This is a genomic window from Pelorhabdus rhamnosifermentans, assembly GCF_018835585.1.
GTDB classification, from domain to species: Bacteria; Bacillota; Negativicutes; order UMGS1260; family UMGS1260; genus Pelorhabdus; species Pelorhabdus rhamnosifermentans.
In genome coordinates this window covers 94481-117300 of sequence record NZ_JAHGVE010000015.1, presented here as the reverse complement: position 1 = coordinate 117300, position 22820 = coordinate 94481, and the positions used below count along the sequence as shown (strand labels likewise).

Genomic DNA, 22820 nt, shown 5'->3' with positions numbered 1-22820 from the left:
AATTCAAATCAGAAATTATTTTGGTTGGTTTCTTATAAAAGAAACCCGCACATCTGGCATTAATCATTACCATTGTTCAGTTTTCAGAGAGCATGTTGCCTTGCGACAGCTTTTATATGTTACCATATCGCAAGCGATGTTGTCAACATATTTTTTTTTGCTTCACAGCCGTAGCTGCAAAAGCGTTTGCCTGTCGTTTTGACGACTCATTCATTATATTACATTTATTCTACATTTGTCAACATTTTTTATTATCTGCCTATCATACTTTCTCATCGTTGCGATTATTGGATAAAACGTTCTCAGAATTCATGCCCATTCCGATAACAGGAAAATTCAATCGATATTTAATACAACAGATGCGAAGTCCCGCTGTAATACAAAAACAAAGAGACAGTGAAATATTGCTAGCCACATAAAACTGCGAATAATAAAAGGCCATCGCCCCTGCAATGGTCGTAATAGCATAAACCTCTTGTCGAAAAACATAAGGAATCTCTTTCACAAACACATCGCGCATCACACCTCCGCCAATACCCGTAATCACTGCAACTGTTGTGACTATAAATAATGTATTGAGGTTATGTTGAATGGCAAGATTCGCACTAGTAGCAGTAAAAGCGCCCAATCCAATGGCATCAAATATTTGAATAGTATCCTTAAATTTCTCTAACCAACGATAAGTAAAACATACCGCAATAGTTGTAACAGCGCTAATAATAAAAAAAGTAGGATCGCGAAACGTAAGAGGTGGTGTATTGCCTATAATCACATCTCGTAGTACACCACCCCCAACAGCTGTCGTCACAGCCAATACTAATATTCCAAAAACGTCCAATTTCTTTTGTATGCCAGTCAACGCTCCTGAAACTGCAAAAGCGATAATACCAATAACCTCAACAATATTCCATGCTGTCAAATTCTATTCTCTCCTGCCTGTATCATGAATTTTATCTTTTCTTACTCAATTTTTATTGTTTCACTACTCAATTTTTTTCTCGTTTTGTTCCTTAAATCCATGACACTGTCGTTGTTCAATATCGACAATATCAATTAAATAACAGATCTCTTCATCTGGAATGGTGATAGAAAACTGCTGTTCCAAACTGCGAATATTGGCTCTGATCACTGTATACTCTTCTGGGTGCTCCTTGATACAAGCCGCCGGCGTTGCATAGCTAATTTGCGCATCCGTCAACAAACGTTCAACCATACAACCTGCATGAATCATCATACGCATAAATCCAGAATGAGAAAAAGAAAATTCTAATTGCTCTTCAATTTGTCTCGTACAGGAAAGCAAGGTAACTAAGACCTTATTAGGATTAACAAAAGTAAGAAATTCATCAAGCGTAGAAGCCAAAACCACACGCATCACTTCCCAGTCTAAGCCACGGTCACTATAACGATCCGCAATATCACTGGCACCCAAATCACCACTTAATATTTTTCGCAAACTCGCGCCGGCACCGCCCTGCAGTAGCTCCTCTAAGGGAATATGCAACTTTCCCACAATGTTTGGATTGATACTTCCTACACTAGCCACAATGTTATAAGACTCTAGTACCGTAGTCAATCGATTCTTTAATTGATCTTTATTTCCAGCTTCAAGGGGAATCACGCGTACATGTTCTAACTGCCATTGATTTAAAAGTTCTTCAATTAAATCCTTAACTTTTATTGCTGCCCCCTGCCCAGAAAAACAAGTCGTAATAATGGCTTTATCTTTACTTCCTTCTATAGGAAGGCGATTTGTTTTTACTACTGTCGACGGAAATAAATTGCGAACATCCCAAACAGCTTGATAAACTTCTTCCAAGCCATTTTGTGCTATCACCGCCTTATGCACGGCATGTAGAACCATCAAGGTAGTTGCCATATCGATACTTTTGACAACAATCCCTGTACGACGTTGAATTTCTTGACCAATACTTAATAGTGATCCCATATCAACTAACAGCAACAATCCTTTTCCCTCATCGAGCTCCTTCGCCAGGGTAATCGCCTGCTCAACCACCGCATCAGCACTTGTCTCAAGTGTCATATCAATAGCTCGAGCATGATTTACGCCAAGCAATTGATTACAAAAATCGGCCATGCTACTCGCTGTTGAGCGGCCGTGTGTTAACACAATAACACTCACTTTGCTAGCCGTTTGATCAGGCTTTTTCTCAAAAGTAGCCAACATAAAAGCAATAAAACTTATTTCTTCATCAGGCACTCTTTCAATGATATTTTGACTAACAGCCTGGGCCAGTTCTTTCGCTGCCAAAAATTCTTGCGCATAAACTTGCTTAATTTTTTCAGAATTGGGATTAATAATAGGCATTCCTTTTTGCAAGCGTTCCAAAGCCGCCGCAATATGAATGGCAAGAGCATAATACAAGTGCGTGCCAAATGTTCGCTCCAGCTGTTGTTCAGCCTGATGAAAAGCCAAGTTATAGTCTGTAACAAATTTATCCTTCAAAATATTTTTTAAGTACTCCGGCTGTAAAAAACGTTCTTGAGGACTTAACTGACTAAAAAATGCATCAATATCCATTTCAATGCATTCAATCACTTCTTCTTGTGCAATGCCTTGTTTGCGCAAAAATTTCATTTTCTCGTCAATAGTATGGTAAATATCAAAAGATAGTACCGTTTCGCTTGGCATTGTTTCAGATGCCTGACTAGCATAAATAACTAAATCGCTGCCAAGTTGACTTAAAATTCGACTTACTTCCAGCCGACTGGAAGCATCGTGAAGCAACGACTGTTTCACCTTCGGTGGCAACATTTCATAACCGATTTTCACCCAATTACCCTGACTATGTAAAAAGGATTTGGCGCATACCAATTGAAGATCGTTACGTAACTGACCAATATTCCCATAGCAACGATAAAGCAAAAGTGCCCATAGTGCTTCCTGCGTCACACGAATATCAGTTTGAATATGTTCAGCCTCTTTCGCTAATAAAAATTGGATTAAAGCAAATCTCTCGCCAAGCGGTCGAGCCGCCAACTCCGGCAAATGGATAACAAGGGGAATTCTTCTCAAAAAAGTTTTGAGCAAAGCCGAGTCAGGTTCTTCCGTCGTCGCGGCAATAATACGAACAGTCACCTTACGCTGTTGCTCAACCTCGCCCATCCGCCGAAATTCACGGCGGTCAAGCAAATAAAAAAGCATTTCCTGCCCTTCTGGCGGCAGGCGATGTACCTCATCCAACAACAAAATTCCACCATTGGCTTTTTCCACCAGACCTGCTTTATCTTTATCAGCGCCAGTAAAAGCACCGCGCACATGACCGAATAATTGCGACATAAGAAGCTGTGGATTATTAGCATAGTCCGCACAATTAAAAACAACAAATCGTCCTTCTTCTCGAATCGTCTGTGTCGCTTGAGCAAAATGATACATGTACTCAGCAAATAATGTTTTACCAACTCCCGTCGGCCCAACAAGCAAAGTATCCAGTCCCTTAGGCGGATATAAAATAGCCGCTTTCGCTTGCTCCACAGCAACCTTTAAACTGCCCTGCGAACCAATAAGATGTTCAAAGACTTCATTTTTCTCGACCTTAGCCATGCCTTTCGTATCTGCTTTTTCTATTCGTCCATTGTCAACAGCTAAGCCTGTTGACACAATAAACTGAAGCAATTCATTATGATGCTTTATTGTTAAAGGAAAGCTATCTGAAACAACAGACATATTCTCTTCAACCCATGACCGAGCAATATAATACGTTGGTCGTCCACTAACTTTGATGACTAACCCCGCTCGATGGAGAGCATTGAGATCTCCGCTCGTATTACTGCGAGAAAAGCCTCCGGCTATAGCAATTTCTTCTGCCATAAACCCCACAGGTAAAGGCTGTTTGAGTAATTCCAGCGTCATTTTTTCAGTACAAAGTTCTTCTAAAACTTCTAACACCTTAAACTGCCGTTTCACTAAGCCCACCTCCTAAAGGAGACACAATAAAGCAATTTTTAGCATAATCGATCTATTTCGTAATTATTATAATACGTTAACAAAAGAAGCACAACAAACTATTTTTTCCCTTCCTACAAAAGAAAAAGTACTAATGAACAAGTAACCCAATTACTCGTTCATCAGTACTGATCTTTTGCTCACGAAACGTTCAATTCAAAGTAGCAAAAACCCAACTCATTTGGAAATCATGCCACTCAGTTGACAAAGATCCTCATTAAAATTTTTCTTCTTTGTAACAGCATCGTGAATATTCGTTGGTACAATCCTCCCTGCGTGCACACCATACATAACCTGCGTAACGCCCGCTGCCAAACCAAATACAGCACGTTCAGCCAAAGTACTGGCTAACATCCGATCAAATACCGTTGGCGCACCACCACGTTGAATATGTCCTAAAACAGATACACGCGTTTCTAATCCTGTTTTTGAAGCAATCGTATCGCCTATTTTTAAAGCACTGCCCACTCCTTCGGCAACAACAACAATACTATATTGTTTACCGGCATTTTTTGATGCTAACAACTGCTTACAAACACTGTCAAGATCAAAAGGTTCTTCTGGAATCAGAATACTCTCAGCCCCGCCAGCAAGTCCGGCAGTCAAGGCAATAGCGCCACAATGACGGCCCATAACTTCAATGACCATCACACGACCATGAGAGGAAGCCGTATCACGCAATTTATTAATGGCATCAACAGCCGTATTCACAGCTGTATCAAATCCAATAGTATAATCAGTACCGTAAATATCATTATCAATGGTCGCTGGCAATCCAACCACATTCATACCTAGTTCACCAAGCATAGCAGCACCTGTGAGCGAGCCATCACCACCTAAGACTAATACGCCTTCAATGCCCCGCCGTTTCAAGTTTTCAAAAGCGCGCTGACGACCTGCTGATGTTTTAAATTCTTCCGAGCGGGCTGTTCCTAAAAAGGTACCGCCCTTTTGAATAATATCGCCAACCGACCGGGAATCAAGGGGAATAAATTCATTAGCCGTCATGCCTGCATAGCCATTTTTAATTCCCCAAACTTCCATATTCAGGCTTAAGGCTACACGGACTGCTGCACGAATAGCTGCATTCATACCTGGGCAATCGCCGCCACTCGTCATAATCGCAATTTTCCTTACAGCATTTTTGAGAACGCTACTCTGATCTGTTGCGGCTTGATCTAACTTGTTAGCAATTTGGGCTAGATACTGGCGCACCTCGGAAACTTGCTTCAATTTAACAATATAGGCCGCCCATTCGCGAGCTTCGAGAACACTAAGATTTCTGATCTTATTCTTTACACTCGCCACAGAACGAGCACTCATGGACAATTCCGAAATACCCATTCCTACAAGAAGGGGCGTAGCTAAAGGATCCCCAGCCATTTCTCCACACATGCCGACCCATTTGCCGTTTTCTCCGGCTGCTTTTACTACTAACTGTATCAATCGCAAAACAGCTGGTTGAAAATAATCACTAAGGTAAGATACTTGATCATTCATGCGATCGGCAGCCAAAGTATATTGAACGAGATCATTCGTACCAATGCTAAAGAAATCCACTTCAGGCGCAAATAAATCAGCGTTTACTGCCGCCGCAGGCACTTCAACCATAATTCCCACCGGAACATCCGCTTGAAAGAGAATATTTTCTGCAGCTAATTCCTTTTTCGCCTCTTCAAGCATAGCCTTGGCAGTCATTAATTCTTCCAATGTAGCAATCATGGGAAACATAATGTGAAGATTTCCTACCACACTGGCCCGAAGCAATGCGCGCAACTGTGTTTTAAAAACATCTTTGCGAGCAAGGCACAGCCGAATTGCCCTTAGGCCGAGAGCCGGATTGGTTTCCGGCTTACCAGCCAAAAAGGGTAATTCTTTATCACCACCTGCATCCAAGGTTCGGATAACTATCTTTTTATCAGGCATGGCGGACAGTACGGCTTGATATGAATCAACTTGCTCTTCTTCCGTTGGAAGCGAATCTCGTTGTAAAAACAAGAACTCCGTACGAAACAAGCCTACTCCGTCAGCGCCGGCGTGGACTACTGTCACCATATCCTGAGGGGTGCCAATATTTGCGGCGACCTCAATGTTTTCGCCATCCCGCGTCACAGCAGGCAGCATTTTTAATTCTGCTAACCGAGCCTGAACCTGCTGTTCCTTGTCTAAACGCGCTTGATATTCTTTTAATAATTTCTCATCTGGATCAACAAGAACTATACCTGTATGACCGTCAATAATAACCTGACTTTGTTCAGATAAACACTTGATCGCCTCGCCAATACCCACAACAGCCGGTATACCCGCAGCTCTGGCAATAATCGAACTATGCGATGTTTTTCCTCCGGCAGCTGTCACAAATCCTTGAACGATCTTTAAATTCAGCGTGGCCGTATCAGAAGGCAATAAGTCCTCAGCAACAACAATGCCTGATACTTCTTTATTCATCGATTTACCTTGCAAAACCCGAATAAGTCGTTTACCTACATCTTTAACATCGGCCGCTCTTTCCCGAAGATATTCGTCTTCCAGTGCCTGAAGCATGGCTGATAGTTCCTTCGTAGCCTCTTCCACAGCTGCTTCTGCTGATAAATTCGCAGCAATTTTTTCATTAACTGCCGATTCAAGCATGGGGTCTTTCAACATAAGAACGTGCGAAGCAAATACCTTTGCTTCTTCTTCCCCAAAAGATTTTTTAGTTCGCTCTTCAAGGTCATTTAGCTGCTCCAGTGCCTGATTCTGAGCTTGAATAAATCGCTCTTGCTCTTCTTCCAATGTACCTTGTCGAACAGAAGAAATATCACAGTTCTCGTTATTAAGATGCGTAATGATTCCAATGGCAATTCCCGGCGACGCTCCAATCCCAATAATTTTCTTCACATTACTCACGCTTCCCCAAATTTTTGATTGGCAATTTCTTGTAAAGCCTTGGCTGCTTCCTGTTCATCTGCGCCTGCAATTTTTACCATAATTTCTTCACCACTGCGAACGCCTAAACTAATAACACCCAAGATACTTTTTCCACTAACAAATTTACCGTCTTTGCCAATCTGGATATCCGATTTAAATTTTGCAGCAGTTTGGACAAAAAGCGCCGCCGGACGCGCATGCAATCCACTTTTATTCAGAATCTTAATAGCTATTTCCATGATTATTTCCTCCTTGTATGACACACTAGTAAATACGATTTACGCTAAAATTCCAGTCCAGAACCCAAAGATTCCTAAAACAAACAGACCCAATAAAATAGTTAGTGGCGACATGTTTCTTTTTAGCAAATAAATACATAGGAATGTCAGCCCTAGCGGCAGAAGATTAGGAAGCAGTTGATTTAAAATATCTTGAACCGTCGTAGCCTTTTCCCCTACCTTGCTGACGACAAGAGGCACATTCATGTTCGTCCATTTGGCTACTAAGGCACCCATAACAAACAAACCAAGAATCGATGCTCCTTCAGTTAATTTTTTTAGTCCCCCACCCCCAACTTCCTGAATGAGACTTAAGCCTGCCCGATAGCCATAAATCAAACCATACCACCGAACGGCCAGTCTAACCAGATTGAACATAACAAAGAAAACAATGGGACCCAAAATACTGCCAGCCATAGCCAATCCGGCACCAAGTGCAGCCGTTACGGGACGAAGTGTTCCCCAAAAAATCGGATCACCCACACCAGCCAAGGGTCCCATCAAACCAACTTTAACAGCGTTAATGGAACTATCTTCAATTTCTGCCCCATTGGCTTTCTGTTCTTCCATAGCGAGATTAACACCTAAAACGGGTGCCGTCACAAAAGGCTGTGTATTATAAAATTCCAGATGGCGTTTTAACGCTTGCTTACGTTCTTCGCCGCTATATAACCTGACAATCGCTGGCAATATGCCAAAGCAATAACCTAGTGCTTGCATTCTTTCGTAATTCCAAGAACCCTGAAGAAAATTAGACCGTACAAATACCCAAAACAAGTCGCTCTTTGTTAATTTCTTTTCGCTCATGACATTTTCCTCCTATTCTTCTACTTGAGGATAGCTTATTTTTAGATAAATTAACGCAATACATACGCCGATAATACCTATACCAACCAGATTGACATTCAAAAAGGCGGCAATCACAAATCCAATGAAGAAAAACGGCATGAGATAATTTGCTTTCATCATATTAATAACCATGGCATAACCAACAACAACAATAAATCCACCGGCTACTTGCAGTCCCCCTGTAATGACAGGCGGAATACTCTGCAACAAACTTTTCACAACCGCTGCATCAGCGTAATAGGCAATTAAAAATGCCGGAATTGCCACCCGTAAGCCTTGTACACACAGTGCTGCTAAGTGGGAAAAATCAATGCCGCGAATATTGTCTTCTTCGGCATATTTATCAGCAAGATGTTGGAAAAACACGCAAATCGTTCTCACTAAAACCGTCAAAAGCTGACCGGCTGCTGCGAGTGGAATGGCCAGAGCGATAGCCACAGGCATGGAAAGCTGTGCGCCAATGACAAGAGCCGTTGATAGAATACTTGCAATGGCTGTATCTGGTGACTGAGCAGCCCCGATATTCATCCAGCCCAGAGCCATCATTTCAAGTGTGCCACCAATAATAATCCCAGTTGTCACATCTCCCATAACTAAACCAGTGAGCGTACAGGCAATAAGTGGACGATGGAATTGAAATTCATCTAATACACTTTCAATTCCAGCTAAAAACCCGACAAAAGCTACAAGCAAAGCAGTTGTCACCATTTTATTTCCCTCCCTTAAATTTTGGTCATCATATCAATCACACTATCACTCGGTACCACCTGAATTTGTAACGACACGCCCAGTTTACTCAGTTCTTTAAAAGCCGTAATATCTGCTTCGTCAACCGATACGGCCTTGGTAATTTGCTTCTTCCCCTGAGCAAAACTCATGCCACCGATATTGACAGTAGTAATTTCCACGCCACCTGATTTAACAGCCAAAACATCCGTAGGATTCGTAAAGAGGAGCATTAAATTTTGTCCGCTAAAAGAACCATCCGTAAGTTTTTTAATCCCATCTTTTACAGCAAGAACAGAAACTTTAATACCTGGCGGCGCTACCGTTTCGAGCAGCATTTTACGAATAGCATCTGCTGCTACTTTGTCACTAATAACAACAATCCGTTTCACAGTAACAGTTTTCGTCCAAGCCATCACCACTTGACCATGAATGAGACGGTCATCAATACGAACTAAATTAATTTTCACTTCGCATTCCTCCTTAAAATTTTTGATTACTCTTCGCTTTTGGTGAATACAAACTCACTTACACCAGACTGACCTGCATGAACCGCCATCTGCTTTAAAGTCGCAACATCCATGCTACGCGCGGGCAGTACTTCAAGCAGCATAGGCAAATTAACGCCTGTAACGACCTTGATTTTTGACTGTTTCAAGGCAAGCATAGCTGATGCGTTATAAGGACTCCCGCCAAGCAGATCTACAAGAATCAGAATCTCCTCTTCAGGCGCAAAAAGTTGTACGGCTTGGTTGATTTTTTCATGTAAATTCATGACATCTTGTCCAGCCTCAAAACCAATCGTTTTAATCCCTTCCTGTTTACCCATAATCATTTCTGCTGTTGCCACTAAAGCTTGCGCCAATTTGCCATGAGTTACTACTACAATCCCTGTCATTGTTTCTCTCCTTTCTGGCACCCTTCTGTCTTATATATTTGCACATAGCATGCCAAAAACTGTTGCGTAATAAAAAAAAAAAAGCCCCTTTAATTTCGCAGGCTTTTTAAAAAAATGTAAAAAAATCAGACAAATCATAAAACTATTAGTAAAGTGTCTTTATAGTGTTTTGTTTGTGTTTTAATTTTGTGGCAAAAACTTTCGCACCTGCTTACCTGTTAAATAATCACACTGCTTGCCTTGATAACTATCACTATCAATTAAAACCTGTTCAATTTCATCTCTGATCTTCCACCAGCTTGTCTGCCAATTACTAAACAAGGTATTCGTCTCCGGTGCCCGACCTAACAGCCGCTGCACAACAACCTTAGGATGCAAATAATTCAAAAATGTAACGACCCGCTGGATATACTCATCTTTACTAATCAGTGTAAACTCCCCTGCTTGATACCACTCGGCCATGACAGTATTTTTTACAATATAAAGAGCATGAAGCTTTACCTGGTCCATATGTAAGGCTGACATAAGTTTTGCATTTTCAATAACATCGCATTCATCATCCCAAGGCAGATTAAGAATTAAATGGGTACACACTTCAATTTTATATTCTTTAGCCATAAGCACCGCTTCAATATATTCAGCTAAGCTATGGCCGCGACGAATTTTTTCCAGCGTATGATAGTTGACTGTTTGCAAACCCAATTCCAAAAAAATATCTACGCCATAGAACTGTCGAATCTCTTGAAACAGAGCTAAGTAGTCAGGATGCACGCAATCAGGCCGCGTGGCAATAGCTAAACCAACAACATCATTACCATGGGCACGGCTATTTTCGCAGGCTTCCATAAGATAAACACGAAGTTTCTCTACAGGAAGATAGGTATTGCTGAAATTTTGAAAATAAGGAATGAATTTATTCACCTTATATTTCGGCGCAATATGTTCTCGATTCGCATCAAGCTGCATAGCTACCGTCATAGAGGCTGGCAAATTTTCATAACCTGCACCAATTTCGCCGCAAAAAACGCACCCTCCCGTACCACAAGTTCCATCGCGATTCGGACAAGTTACAGGGAGACTGACAGGTAATTTATATACCTTTTCACCATAGCGTTCTTTTAAATAGTCCGAATAAATTCGATAACGATTCATTTTTTTCCCTCACCCTGCCAAAAATCATAAATTGCAATCGGTACACAACGCGTCTCGGCCCCGCGATAATCAAACAGTAGGACTGTCTTGTCCTGTTTGAGACCTTGGCCACGAACATAGTCAGTCACAGCAATGTCGAATACTTCAATATGAAACTTTTTCTGGATTTCGCGCCATGTTCTAAACGAAAAATCCTTCACAGCCTTTTCCCCCTTATGATCATGCCAAAAAGCTGAAATTTCTTTGTCATAGCGTTTTCCATTCCAAGGTAAGAAATCAGGCCTGATTTTCCCGCTATCATGAATCAGTGCATCATATTTCATGAGTTGCCCCATCACATTCCTTTCATGCGGGTAATAACAATCGACATAATGGGTAAGTTCTTGATATAGCGCCTTCGTTGAATGAGCTACTTTATGTAACAATCGCTTCTCCCAAAACAAAGTAAATTGCTCATAAAAGGCAAAAGCGTCTGTACTTAGCTCGACAAGACGACGCAACGTTGCACAAAAACGGCCCTTATTATATAACTGCTCAAAAACATCTTCAATCAACTTGAGCTCACGGACATCGCTATAAGGAAGAAGTCCATTTTGAAGCACTTCATAAGGAGGTTGATCCATCCATACATAATCATGCTGCGCAGCAGATTCACGAATCCCTGACCCTTTCAGCATCTTTAAGAAACCAATTTGCAACATATGAGGTTGAAGATGATAGACATCATTAAAGGACTGACTGAAAATTTTACGACTTTCCAGTGGCAAGCCGACAATAAGGTCCAGATGCAAATGAATATTATTATAGCTTTTCAGCTTCGTCACTTTTCTAACAATATCCTCCCAACAATTATGTCGTTCAATTACCGCAAGTGTCGGTTCATGTGTTGATTGAACCCCAATTTCAAACTGAATGCGTCCCTTGGGCATATCCGCTAAAAAATCGATGACATCGTCATCTAAAAGTTCGATAGCAATTTCGAAGTGAAAATTGGTCTTTGTATGAAGCTGCTGAATATACTTTAAAATGGGAAAATAGTGTTTCTTATTCGCATTAAATGTCCGATCAACAAACTTCACCTGCTTGACTTCATGTTTTACAAAAAATTCGAGATCCTGGAAAACTTGCTGTGTATCTCTGTAACGAACGCCCTGAGTTGCACTTGACAAACAATACTGACACGAAAAAGGACAGCCACGGGAACTTTCATAATAAATAATTTTATCCGCAAGTTCGTCCATTTCTTCCTCTTCATAGGGTAAAGCGAGTAAATTGAGATCAGGAACAACGGCACAAGGAACCGCCTTCTCAAGAACATTTTCCCGTCCCATTAAACCTACACAATTGGACACAGCACTGCCCTGCCTCAAAGCATCAAGCAGTTCACAAAAAACCTGTTCACCCTCCCCCAAAACGATATAATTACAGCAGGGACACTCCTTAAAAATAGCGGCAGCATCATAAGAAACTTCCGGTCCGCCTAGCACAATCACAACATTTGGCAACACTTTTTTGAGGAGCGATACAACCTTGAGCGTCATCTCAATATTCCAGATATAACAAGCAAATCCAATCACATCAGGCTTTTCCACGTAGAGATCACTGACAATATCCAGTAATAAATGATTGATTGTATATTCCTTGATTTCTACAGCTACATCGCGTAGATCCCGACAGGCAACTTTCAAATAACGCACAGCCAAACAGGAATGAATATATTTGGCATTTAGTGTAGTCAGCGTAACTTTTATCATCCTCGCCTCCTTAAAGCTTTGTTCACCGACCTCAACCCTTGCGCATAAAATAGACTAAGCCCAAGGAACAAGGAAGGAAGGTAAGACTCATGCGAATCTTTATTGACGGTCAACAGCTTCCCATTCTCGTACGCGTAAGCCACGACTTGTTAACGACACTTAAGACCCTTAGCCGCAGCCTAAGCTGGGGAATTTTTTACGACCCCACAAAAGAAGTTGTTTACATTAATAGCAAATCGTCTGCAATACCTGTTTTGCCTATTGAACGCCCGGCTGACACCTCCTCTGATGATCCTGAAAGCGTACGCTTACTCAATAAAAGCATCTGCATTGACGCAGGTCACGGTGGCAGCGATCCTGGCGCAACCGGTCCCACAGGCACGCTGGAAAAAGACAATAACCTGGCCATCGCCTTATTATTGAAAGAAAAACTTGAGAACAATGGAGCAAAAGTCATTATGACCAGAGACAGTGATCGTAACGTGGCCTATGCTGACGCTTCAGCCAACGAGGAACTCGGTGCACGAGTTGACATTGCCAATGACAATCAAGTCGACTTATTCATTAGCATCCATAATGATGCTTTTACCAATGCCAACGCGACGGGAACAACAACCTATCATTACGGCGATATCGAATCCGTTCGATTATCCAACTGCCTGCAAAAAAAACTAATTGAACACTTGGGAACAAAAAATCGCGGCTGCCGCTATGCCAGTTTTTATGTTATCCGCTATACAGAAATGACAGCTGCTCTCATTGAGGCAGGATTTATCTCCAACCCAGAAGAAGAAGTACTTATGGCAAGTGCCGATGGCCGCATGAATGCAGCTCAAGCCTTATTTGAAGGAATTATGCAATATTTTAGAGTATAATTTGGCAAAATTTTTCTCATGCTACAAAAAAGCCCTTTTTCGCTGCTAATACTAATCAACTACAATTCTTTACACAAAGGAGAATGCCTTATGGACAAGTTTTTTGACCAAGCTGAAACAACCAATAAGAATGCTCAGATTCCTGAACGCGCTAGTATTAGCAAAGAATTTCAGTGGCAATTAGATCATATTTACATCAATGACATGGCCTGGGAAAAAGATATTGAAGCTGTCACAAACTACATTCCCCACCTAAAAAGTTATGATGGTCGCCTGAGCGAATCTGCCGAGAATCTCTGGGCAGCACTTGATATCCGTGATAAGCTGGATCAAAAAACAAGCAGTCTTTTTGGCTATGCCCGCATGCATCGTGATGAAAATACGGCCAACACAAAATATCAGGCCATGACAGGAAAAATTCAATCCTTACTTGCAAATACATCAGCTAGTTACGGCTTCATGGACCCGGAAATTCTATCACTTCCGCCTGAGCTACTCCAGCGCTTCATCGCCAGCGAGCCTCACTTAAAAAAATACCAGTTTTATTTTGAAAATCTTTTCCGCAAAAAAAAGCATGTTTTATCAGCCAAGGAAGAATCATTATTATCCAAACTCACCGAAGTTACTCAAGCATCTGCCGAAACTTTCCAAATGCTTGCCAGAGCGGATATGGAGTTTCCAACGATCATCGATGAAAAAGAGCAGCTGACGCAACTCAGCGAAGGCCGTTATCGTTCCTTCATCATATCACCGAACAGAGAGATTCGCCAGCAAGCTTTCGAAAAACTACTCAATACTTATCGTAAATATCGTAACACCTTCGCTTCTACACTGAGCGGCAACATGAAACAAGACATTTTTTACGCCAAAACACGAAATTATTCCTCGCAAATTGAAGCAGCTCTGGAAACAGATAATGTGCCCCTTGCTGTCTATGACAATTTAATTACTACCGTAGAAAAACATCTTCCAACTCTTCATCGCTATGTAGCCTTAAAAAAGCATGCCCTTAAAGTACCGGAAATACACATGTATGACCTTTATACTCCTCTTGTGAACCAGGTAAAATTTGATATACCCTATTCCGATGGAGTTAACCTCGTTTTGGATGCGCTCTCACCCCTTGGCAACGATTACTTAACCAATCTAAAACAAGGCCTTGCTTCCGGCTGGGTTGACGTATATGAAAATAAAGGAAAACAAACAGGCGCCTATTCTTGGGGCATCTATGGCGTTCACCCTTTTGTATTGCTCAATTATGACAACCGCTACGAAGATGTTTCCACTCTTGCCCATGAACTCGGCCATGCCATGCACAGCTATTACAGTTATGGCGCTCAGCCCTATATAACCTCCTCCTACACCATCTTTTGTGCTGAAGTAGCTTCAACAACAAACGAAATTCTCTTAATGGACCATATGCTAAACATCACCCAAGATCCCAACCGCCGTTTGTATCTTATCAATCAATATTTAGAAACCATGCGAAGCACCGTCTTCCGTCAAACCATGTTTGCTGAATTTGAAAAGATCATCTATGCTAAAGCTGAAGATGGTGACAGCATCACAGCTGACGAACTTGACAGCTTATGGCATGATCTCAATGTAAAATACTACGGTCCTGAAATGATTGTGGATGCCGAAATTGATAGTGAGTGGGCCCGTATCCCCCACTTTTATCGTAGTTTCTATGTCTATAAATATGCCACAGGCTATTCGGCAGCAACAACGCTCGCAAAACAGATTCAACAGGAAGGCGAATCTGCTCAAAAGCGTTATCTAGGCTTCTTGCAAAGTGGTGGCAGTCATTATTCTCTCGAACTTTTAAAAGCCGCCGGCGTCGATATGTCCTCACCTGAGCCCATCCATGGCACACTCCAAAAATTTGCTCAGCTCTTAGAACAACTTGAAAGCTATCTATAATCACCAAAAAAATAATAATCCCTCTCTTAGGCACAAATACGAATTTATATGTGCGCGTCCTAAGAGAGGGTTATTTTTTATTGCTATCTTACAGATTTAATACCTGTGCAACTTTTTGCTTCATGTTCTTGGGAAGGCAGCTTTGTTCATGGTAAACAGACTTATCCTTAAGCTCGGCCAACCCCTTCGGAATTTTCCAACCCGTAAGCCGAGCAAGCTCACCAAGCAAAGCAAATTCCGACTGTCCAGTCGCAGGCAATTGACCTGTAATAGCGTGAAGAACGCTCGCATTAAATTTAAAAGGACTCGCTGTTGATAAAATAATACAGGGAGTGTCGTCGCCGCTTGCTGACCGATAATCAGCAGCAACCTGCCAAGCTACAGCCGTATGGGGATCAAGTACATAATGATGCTGCTGATAGACCGCTTGAATCGTCGCTCTTGTTTGTTCATCATTTATCCAAGCGGCATAAAAGTTCTGCTCGATTTTAGCCATAACAGCAGATGACACTTCATAAGACCCCGTCTCCTTCAGTTCATCCATCCAACCCTTGACAAGCGCTGTATCACCTTGTGTCAGATGATACAGCAGCCGCTCTAAATTACTGGAAATTAAAATATCCATTGATGGTGAGGCAGTTTGATAAAAGGGCCGTTTGGCATCATAACGTCCTTCATGAATAAAATCAGTCAGCACATTATTGGCATTAGAAGCACAAATCAGCTTGCCAACAGGTAGTCCCATCTCTTTGGCATAGTAACCAGCAAGAATGTCACCAAAGTTTCCAGTCGGAACAGCAAAATTAACTTTTTGTCCCCAACCAATCCGACCTGTTTTTACCCAATCCAGATAGGCACTAAAGTAATATACAATCTGTGGTGCTAGCCGACCCCAATTAATAGAATTAGCTGAAGATAGCTGAAAAGCTTTACGGCTAAGCTCAGCTTGAAAACCTTTATCTTGAAAGATTTCTTTTACACCGCTTTGAGCATCATCGAAATTGCCTTTAACAGCAATGACAGCCACATTTTGGCCTTCTTGCGTCACCATTTGTAACTTTTGGATGGCACTTACACCATGTTCCGGATAAAAGGTAATAATTTTAATTTGATCAACGTCTTGAAATCCTTCTAAAGCTGCTTTGCCTGTGTCGCCTGACGTAGCAACCAAAATAACAATCTCATCAGTATCGTCACTTTTTCTCAAAGCCGTTGCAAGAAGTTGTGGCAAAAGTTGTAGTGCCATGTCTTTAAATGCACTTGTCGGACCATGCCATAATTCTAAAACAGCCGTTGTTTCATCTTGCTCCACAAGCGGGGCAACGGCACTATGATCAAATTTGTTAGACGAATAGGCCGCTTCAATACACTGATGAAGCTCGGCTTCCGAATAATCCGCTAACAAGCGGCCCAAAATTACTTGAGCCCGCTTTTGATAAGATTTATTTAATAACCCCTTCAGTTCAGTCAATTCAAACTTCGGAAGGTCTTTCGGAACAAACAAGCCTCCATCTGTTGCCATTCCTGCAATAATGGCTTGTGCCGACGATACTGAGTTCTTGGCACCGCGTGTGCTAAAATACATGGACAAGTCTCCCTTATGCAAAAATAATACCTCGCTTACGAACCACGCCTCCATTGTAGCGCACAAACATTTCCGTTGTAAAATCAATAATATCTTCAATTTCCTGGTCACTGACTTCTTCATCCACATAAATAATAGATAACAATTGCTTAGTTTGCAGCGTCACGGCAGTACGACCGGCATCAGATGTGGGATTGCCAAAAACACCTTGCCTGTCCCGCAAAAAGGGTTTATGATCCGTATAATGGACTTTTCCTCCAATATTGACATAGCTGCCTGCCTCAGCTAAAACATAATCAATGTCACCATCAATTTGCTCTGCATCATACAAGCCAAAGGGCATTAAAAATTTCAGCGAACAGTAATTATTCACATCGACTGCACTGTTAATGTAATAAAGTCCTTTACTATTAAGTACACGGCGGACAAGTGCCTCAGAAGCTGGACGATAACGTGTCGGATCAAAAGCCATTTTTTTATACATGGAACGAACAGCCGCAATCCGCGGAATACTAGGCAACAATTCAATTTTATAAGCTGCCGCTACTTCATGCTGCAGTTGATGAAATTCTTGTGACAATTTCGGTGATGATCCTTTAACAGAAGCTTCATCAATAAAGGCATAACCCAATCGACAATTGGGCATGATTTCTCTAATGTTTTCGTGAATAGTAATTTTCATGACGAACCTCCCGATAAAATCCAAGGACGCTAATTTCGCCTAATTTCTGCGAACAATTGCGCACAAAGTACCTTGCACTGCCTTGAGCAAATCTGCTGGAGAAATGACGATCTGACATCCACGAATTCCGGCACTAATAGAAATAGTCGGCCAGTTGTTACAGCTTTCATCAATATAAACAGGATAGTGCTTTTTCGCCCCCAAAGGCGAAACACCACCGCGAATATACCCTGTAAGAGGCAGTACCTCTTTCAATGGCACCAATTCGACCTTCTTATTACCACTACTCACTGCCAATGCCTTTAAATCAATTTCTCCATTACCTGGCACAACAGCCATTAAAGTTCCCTGCCTATCACCATGAACCACTAAGGTCTTAAAGATTTTTCCAGCTGGCAGTCCAACCTGTTCTGCCACATGCTTGGCACTGACATCACTTTCATCCACAGCATAAGAAAGCAACTCATACTTTATCTTAAGTCCGTCTAAAATTCGGGCGGCATTGGTCTTTTTCATCACAAATCCTTCTTAATGTAAGGTAGTAAACTTGTCCAATGCATGACGGCAAGTTCATTACTTATTATTTTATATCCTTGCCAAATAATCCTGCTTTATTAAATAAAATCTCATAAATTTTACTCATTTCCTCCTATTTCATGCTTCCTCCCGACAGTTTTTTAAGCAATAAAACAGGACATATGACGTTTCATAGAGAATCATGAAAACAAATTCAATTATTCTGTTCAGAAGAGGTGCAGATCATTGTTGAACATTGCTTTAGGCCAAATGGAAGTTGTTCCAGGACGCCCTGATTTAAATACGCAAAAAATGCTACAGATGATTTCTGAGGCCCGGCTAAAACACGCTGACCTCATTATTTTTCCCGAATTGGCCATTCCAGGCTATTTGCTCGGCGACTTATGGGAGCAATCAGCCTTTTTGCGTGATTGCGAAGCTTACGGGAGACAGATTGCCGCAGCAGCACAGGACATTGTCATTATGTTTGGTAATATAGGTTGTGACTGGAATTTACGTAACAATGACGGTCGTGTCCGTAAATACAATGCCTTCTTTACCGCACAAAACGGAAATTTTATCGAGAATCCCACTTTTCCCTATCCTTTTCGTATTAAAACTTTATTACCGAATTATCGCGAATTTGATGATAATCGTCATTTTTACAGTCTTCAAAACTTAGCCGCTGATCATCATGTACAAATACAAGACTTTCTCCAGCCCATCACTATCATGTTGAATGGGAAAAAGTTGTCTATTGGCTGTCTTATCTGCGAAGACGGCTGGGTTGATGACTATACAGATAAACCCATGCGTTATCTCGGTCAAAACCATCCGATTGATCTTTTCGTTAATATCTCCAGTTCACCCTTTACAGCAGGTAAAAACGGTAAAAGGCACCGTGTCTTTTGCCGCCAAATACGTAAACAGTCGACTCCACTTATTTATGTCAATCAAGTCGGTCTACAAAACAATGGAAAAACAGTCTATACCTTTGATGGCTGCAGTACGATCTATGATTCAAATGGAACAATTGTAACGACCTGTCCCGCCTTTACAGAAACACTACAAATTGTTCCATTTGATTTAAAAGCTCCCGCTGCTAAATCACCGTCAGCTGATCTTCCTGATGATCAAACAATTGCCAGTCTCTATGAGGCTCTTGTCTATGGTATGGAAAAATTTCTCGAATCAACAGGCATAAAGCGTATCGTAATCGGTATCTCAGGAGGAATTGATTCAGCAGTAAATGCCGCCCTCTATGCTAGGATCATCGACCCTGATCGGATTCTTCTTGTCAATATGCCCAGCCGCTTTAACTCGAAAACAACCATCTCGGCAGCAGAAAAGCTAGCTAAAAATTTGCATTGCCAATACTGCGTACTACCTATTGAAGAAGCTGCCAATCTTACTATGAACCAGCTCACTAAAACAGCCATACAAAATACTAAAACAGGACAAAACCATTATTTGACCTTGTCTGACCTTGTAAAAGAAAATATTCAGGCGCGTGATCGTTCCTCGCGTCTCTTAGCCGGAGTGGCTGCCGCATTTGGCGGTGCCTTTACGTGCAATGCCAATAAGAGCGAAATGACTGTAGGTTATTGTACACTTTACGGCGATGAGGCCGGTTTCTTAGCAGCTACGGCAGATCTCTGGAAATATCAGATCTATGAACTGGCTCATTATCTCAACGAGCACATTTATCAGCAAGAAGTTATTCCAAGAGAAACTATCGAGATTGTTCCCAGTGCCGAACTATCAGCAGCTCAATCAGTTGATGAAGGCAAAGGAGACCCCATTATCTATCCTTATCACGATTTTCTCTTTCGCTCCTTTGTGGAGCGTTGGGACCGTGCCACACCCGAAGACATTCTCACTTGGTACGTCGCTGGAGTTTTAGAAGAAAAGCTTGGCTGCAACCAAGGTGTGGTAAAAAAATATTTCGCCACACCCAAAGACTTTACTTCTGATCTTGAACGTTGGTGGAATCTTTACACTGGCATGGGCTTAGCCAAAAGAATTCAAGCACCACCCGTCCTTGCCGTAAGCCGTCGCGCCTTTGGCTTTGATCATCGTGAAGCCCAAAATAAAACATATTATACGCGTACTTATACAAAAATGAAAGAACAACTTTTACACGAAGGAGATCCTCATTATGTATGTTGATCAAGCAGAAGGGATGGTTTTTCGCCCGCCAAGTGAAGCCCGCAGTCTCATTCTGCGCGTCACCATTGGCTGTTCTCATAACAGCTGCACTTTTTGCAGCATGTATCGCGACGTAACCTTTCGTGCCCGATCTATGGAAGAAATCCATTCACTCATTCAATCAGCAGCAGCTACCTATCCTACTATGCGTCGCGTATTCTTAGCTGACGGCAATGCTCTCGTCTTATCAACAGAAAAGCTGCTGATCATTATGGAGTGGCTCCATCAATCCTTTCCCTCACTGACGCGCATTACCTGCTATGGCGGTCCGCGCGATATTCTGCGCAAATCACCTGCTGAATTAGCTCAACTAAAAACAGCAGGGCTAAAGATCATCTATCTAGGCCTAGAAAGCGGCGACGATGAAGTACTGACTTTGCTAAACAAAGGCGTCACAGCTGCCGAAATGACTGAAGCCGGACAAAAGGTAGTTCAGTCTGGAATCAAGTTATCTCTGATGGTCATCTTAGGAGCTGGCGGATTGGCCCTTACGGAACAGCATGCCTTAAACACGGCCAAGGTCGTCAGCGCCATCGAGCCGACCATGCTTAGTGCACTAACCCTCATGCTTCATGAAAACACACCGCTTAGAAAGCTGGCGGAACAGGGTCAATTCACCCCATTAAATGCTTCGCAGCTCATGACGGAACTTTCCTCTTTTCTAGCTCATGTTGAAGTGACAAAACCGTGTATTTTTCGAAGCAATCACATTTCTAATCTGCTTCCACTCGCAGGAAATTTGCCTAACGACAAAGAAAAACTGCTCGCATCCGCCTATGAACGAATCGAACAGTTTAAAAACAAACAAATGCTGCGCTACAACGCCATCGAACATTTTTAATTTTTCAGTAACATAAAGATAAACCCTTCTTCACTTAAATACCGTTGATCAAAGGCTTCGAGTCCCAAAACCTTTTTTAATCTGCGAGCATAAGAATAAATACCCGCAGCACTGGGTTTGAAAATTTCCCTGGCTAATTTCGTTGCCATCACATGGGGATGGCCATTGATTTTACTATAAATATAAATCACCGCTGCCGCCCATAATTCGTGATCATTCAGTTTAAAATGAGCTGCATGACAATAATCAGCCCAAAGCTGCTGTGCTAACTGAATATCATACTTAGAAAAACCGAAAACAGGCATGATTTCCGCCAAAGATCTCGTAACAGCAGTATACCCAATGGGTTTATTGCTTTTTTTGTACTCTTTTAGCACCAAGTTAAATGGCGTAATATTCACTTTCGCCAAAGACAATAAAATATCAACCGTATATTTTACATTTAAGGCCTGACGACTCAAAAACTGCTGCCACGTCGCACCTGGTTCTTTTACTTCGAAAATTTTCTTTTGCATAATCAATTCTTCTTTGATACGCTGTCTAAGAATTGGACTCACTTCAATACTTGCTACATAATTAATCAGCGTAATCTCACCAGAAAAAACATGCCCAAAAAATAGCATGCGCTTAATTTTTTGATAATTAAACTCAGGCTGAGGCAATCGAAAGGTCTCATTAGTAAATAAATTAATACACTCCACAAAATCTTCGTCAATAATGCGGCGAATATAAAAAACCGTATACCTAGCATTTAGTAATTCCGTCAAAAATTGTACTTCTTGGACAGATAGATTATCAGCATGATCATCACTAAAATATTGAAGAGGCACGATATCACTGGCAATCAAATGATAATCAAACAGAAAATAATCCCAAAAACCCAGCCAAAATTCACGATCTTCCTGACTTGGAACACTTTCAAACGGACCTGTGTACAAATAGAGAGCCCGCCGAAAATCTTTCATAAACTCGCCTTGTTGGAAATATTTGCCTATCCTATTCATGAGATCTTCAATCGTAGTAGCTACAACACGGGCTATTTCATCAAAAGACTCTTCTTCTGCGGAATCATCCTCCATCATGTTTGTTGACATTTTCTTTGTGTGCCGTCTTTTTCGCACATTCAGCTGTTTTCCACCCGTAATTTCCATCGTCGCTGCTTGTAAAACTTCACAATCACGGACAATATTTTTGTTTTTCAGGTATTCGAAAAAGTCGTGTAAAACGGCAAAAAACCGACGAACATTTGCAAGTGTCCAGTCAAATTCAGCAACTCGACTATGAATCCATTGCAATGCCTCGTGATAATCATCAATATCTAAATCATTGACATACTCATTTTGCCTAAGCAGATAAGCTGCAAACAGCTTTAAATAAGACCACACGGCATCTAATTGTTTATCACTGCTACCATGCCAAGCCTGTTGGCGCAAAAAGCCTTCGACCCACTCACGGCTAAAAACAGTATCTTCTTGTAATTCATCTTGTTCGTAAAAAATCCGAACTTTTTCATAAACATTGTCCATATAACCCATGAATCTCCTTTATCTGTCCCTATCATTATTTATTATACCATCTTTTAACACGAGAATTCCAATGACAAATCAAGAACATCCCCTAATGAGGCTATATGAACAAACAAGCCTTTTAAATTCC

18 protein-coding genes and 1 pseudogene are annotated in these 22820 nt (G+C 41.5%); 4 read left to right on the top strand and 15 right to left on the bottom strand.

Features of this window, described 5'->3' with window-relative positions:
- Positions 1-262: 262 nt before the first annotated feature.
- The 11 genes and pseudogenes from Ga0466249_RS17045 to Ga0466249_RS16995 all read right to left on the bottom strand — a co-directional run bounded on the left by Ga0466249_RS17045 (position 263) and on the right by Ga0466249_RS16995 (position 12534).
- Positions 263-919 (bottom strand): trimeric intracellular cation channel family protein, encoded by a 657-nt coding sequence (locus tag Ga0466249_RS17045; protein ID WP_215830684.1) that lies wholly within the window; start codon positions 917-919, stop codon positions 263-265.
- A gap of 63 nt (positions 920-982) precedes the next feature.
- Positions 983-3928 (bottom strand): sigma-54-dependent transcriptional regulator, encoded by a 2946-nt coding sequence (locus Ga0466249_RS17040; RefSeq protein ID WP_215830683.1) that lies wholly within the window; start codon positions 3926-3928, stop codon positions 983-985.
- Between the two features lie 216 nt (positions 3929-4144).
- Positions 4145-5086, bottom strand: coding sequence for a 6-phosphofructokinase (gene pfkA / locus Ga0466249_RS17035; RefSeq protein WP_215830689.1), 942 nt, complete (start codon positions 5084-5086; stop codon positions 4145-4147).
- Between the two features lie 93 nt (positions 5087-5179).
- Positions 5180-6847 (bottom strand): annotated as a pseudogene (ptsP, locus tag Ga0466249_RS17030) (phosphoenolpyruvate--protein phosphotransferase); the annotation flags it as partial.
- A gap of 5 nt (positions 6848-6852) precedes the next feature.
- Positions 6853-7116 (bottom strand): HPr family phosphocarrier protein, encoded by a 264-nt coding sequence (locus Ga0466249_RS17025; protein WP_215830682.1) that lies wholly within the window; start codon positions 7114-7116, stop codon positions 6853-6855.
- Positions 7117-7155: 39 nt separating this feature from the next.
- Positions 7156-7962, bottom strand: coding sequence for a PTS mannose transporter subunit IID (gene manZ, locus Ga0466249_RS17020; RefSeq protein ID WP_215830681.1), 807 nt, complete (start codon positions 7960-7962; stop codon positions 7156-7158).
- Between the two features lie 12 nt (positions 7963-7974).
- Positions 7975-8712: a PTS mannose/fructose/sorbose transporter subunit IIC gene (locus Ga0466249_RS17015; protein ID WP_215830680.1), complete on the bottom strand. Its 738-nt coding sequence runs from the start codon at positions 8710-8712 to the stop codon at positions 7975-7977.
- 14 nt (positions 8713-8726) lie between these two features.
- Entirely contained in the window at positions 8727-9200 is a 474-nt protein-coding gene (locus Ga0466249_RS17010; protein WP_215830679.1) for a PTS sugar transporter subunit IIB, read from the bottom strand.
- 26 nt (positions 9201-9226) lie between these two features.
- Positions 9227-9628 (bottom strand): PTS sugar transporter subunit IIA, encoded by a 402-nt coding sequence (locus Ga0466249_RS17005; protein ID WP_215830678.1) that lies wholly within the window; start codon positions 9626-9628, stop codon positions 9227-9229.
- A gap of 180 nt (positions 9629-9808) precedes the next feature.
- Positions 9809-10780, bottom strand: a complete 972-nt coding sequence (gene mnmL, locus Ga0466249_RS17000) for a tRNA modification radical SAM protein MnmL/YtqA (RefSeq protein WP_215830677.1) — start codon at positions 10778-10780, stop codon at positions 9809-9811.
- Positions 10777-12534, bottom strand: coding sequence for a B12-binding domain-containing radical SAM protein (locus Ga0466249_RS16995; RefSeq protein ID WP_215830676.1), 1758 nt, complete (start codon positions 12532-12534; stop codon positions 10777-10779). Before Ga0466249_RS16995 ends, mnmL begins: the two co-directional genes overlap by 4 nt.
- Before the next feature lie 89 nt (positions 12535-12623).
- On the opposite strand from Ga0466249_RS16995, the gene Ga0466249_RS16990 reads away from it, so the two are divergent.
- Both Ga0466249_RS16990 and pepF read left to right on the top strand, forming a co-directional pair.
- Complete coding sequence (locus tag Ga0466249_RS16990) at positions 12624-13409, top strand: N-acetylmuramoyl-L-alanine amidase family protein (RefSeq protein ID WP_215830675.1); 786 nt, start codon at positions 12624-12626, stop codon at positions 13407-13409.
- 90 nt (positions 13410-13499) lie between these two features.
- The gene (pepF, locus tag Ga0466249_RS16985; RefSeq protein WP_215830674.1) at positions 13500-15332 is read left to right on the top strand and encodes an oligoendopeptidase F; all 1833 of its coding nucleotides are present in this window, start codon (positions 13500-13502) and stop codon (positions 15330-15332) included.
- 88 nt (positions 15333-15420) lie between these two features.
- On the opposite strand, the gene thrC is transcribed toward pepF, so the two are convergent.
- From thrC to ybaK, 3 genes are read right to left on the bottom strand one after another with little or no spacing between them, the layout of a single operon-like run.
- Entirely contained in the window at positions 15421-16917 is a 1497-nt protein-coding gene (gene thrC, locus Ga0466249_RS16980) for a threonine synthase (protein WP_215830673.1), read from the bottom strand.
- A 13-nt stretch (positions 16918-16930) separates the two neighbouring features.
- Positions 16931-17599 (bottom strand): B3/B4 domain-containing protein, encoded by a 669-nt coding sequence (locus tag Ga0466249_RS16975; protein WP_215830672.1) that lies wholly within the window; start codon positions 17597-17599, stop codon positions 16931-16933.
- A 39-nt stretch (positions 17600-17638) separates the two neighbouring features.
- Positions 17639-18115, bottom strand: coding sequence for a Cys-tRNA(Pro) deacylase (gene ybaK, locus Ga0466249_RS16970; protein WP_215830671.1), 477 nt, complete (start codon positions 18113-18115; stop codon positions 17639-17641).
- A 246-nt stretch (positions 18116-18361) separates the two neighbouring features.
- On the opposite strand from ybaK, the gene nadE reads away from it, so the two are divergent.
- Positions 18362-20284, top strand: a complete 1923-nt coding sequence (gene nadE / locus Ga0466249_RS16965; RefSeq protein WP_215830670.1) for an NAD(+) synthase — start codon at positions 18362-18364, stop codon at positions 20282-20284.
- A complete protein-coding gene (locus Ga0466249_RS16960; protein WP_215830669.1) occupies positions 20274-21164 on the top strand; it encodes a radical SAM protein in 891 nt (296 codons plus the stop codon). The genes nadE and Ga0466249_RS16960 overlap by 11 nt, the downstream gene beginning before the upstream one ends.
- On the opposite strand, the gene Ga0466249_RS16955 is transcribed toward Ga0466249_RS16960, so the two are convergent.
- Positions 21161-22690, bottom strand: a complete 1530-nt coding sequence (locus Ga0466249_RS16955; RefSeq protein ID WP_215830668.1) for a hypothetical protein — start codon at positions 22688-22690, stop codon at positions 21161-21163. The two genes, Ga0466249_RS16960 and Ga0466249_RS16955, sit on opposite strands and share 4 nt — an antisense overlap.
- Positions 22691-22820: the final 130 nt, after the last annotated feature.

What these genes read in the sequence shown, in the direction of transcription:
- Ga0466249_RS16990 (WP_215830675.1), top strand. Translation starts at nt 12,624, where the DNA reads ATGCGAATCTTTATTGACGGTCAACAGCTTCCCATTCTCGTACGCGTA.
- mnmL (WP_215830677.1), bottom strand. Translation starts at nt 10,780, where the DNA reads ATGAATCGTTATCGAATTTATTCGGACTATTTAAAAGAACGCTATGGT.
- ybaK (WP_215830671.1), bottom strand. Translation starts at nt 18,115, where the DNA reads ATGAAAAAGACCAATGCCGCCCGAATTTTAGACGGACTTAAGATAAAG.
- Ga0466249_RS16960 (WP_215830669.1), top strand. Translation starts at nt 20,274, where the DNA reads ATGTATGTTGATCAAGCAGAAGGGATGGTTTTTCGCCCGCCAAGTGAA.
- Ga0466249_RS17015 (WP_215830680.1), bottom strand. Translation starts at nt 8,712, where the DNA reads ATGGTGACAACTGCTTTGCTTGTAGCTTTTGTCGGGTTTTTAGCTGGA.
- Ga0466249_RS16975 (WP_215830672.1), bottom strand. Translation starts at nt 17,599, where the DNA reads ATGAAAATTACTATTCACGAAAACATTAGAGAAATCATGCCCAATTGT.
- thrC (WP_215830673.1), bottom strand. Translation starts at nt 16,917, where the DNA reads ATGTATTTTAGCACACGCGGTGCCAAGAACTCAGTATCGTCGGCACAA.
- Ga0466249_RS16995 (WP_215830676.1), bottom strand. Translation starts at nt 12,534, where the DNA reads ATGATAAAAGTTACGCTGACTACACTAAATGCCAAATATATTCATTCC.
- Ga0466249_RS17025 (WP_215830682.1), bottom strand. Translation starts at nt 7,116, where the DNA reads ATGGAAATAGCTATTAAGATTCTGAATAAAAGTGGATTGCATGCGCGT.
- Ga0466249_RS17005 (WP_215830678.1), bottom strand. Translation starts at nt 9,628, where the DNA reads ATGACAGGGATTGTAGTAGTAACTCATGGCAAATTGGCGCAAGCTTTA.
- pfkA (WP_215830689.1), bottom strand. Translation starts at nt 5,086, where the DNA reads ATGACGAGTGGCGGCGATTGCCCAGGTATGAATGCAGCTATTCGTGCA.
- pepF (WP_215830674.1), top strand. Translation starts at nt 13,500, where the DNA reads ATGGACAAGTTTTTTGACCAAGCTGAAACAACCAATAAGAATGCTCAG.
- Ga0466249_RS16955 (WP_215830668.1), bottom strand. Translation starts at nt 22,690, where the DNA reads ATGGACAATGTTTATGAAAAAGTTCGGATTTTTTACGAACAAGATGAA.
- manZ (WP_215830681.1), bottom strand. Translation starts at nt 7,962, where the DNA reads ATGAGCGAAAAGAAATTAACAAAGAGCGACTTGTTTTGGGTATTTGTA.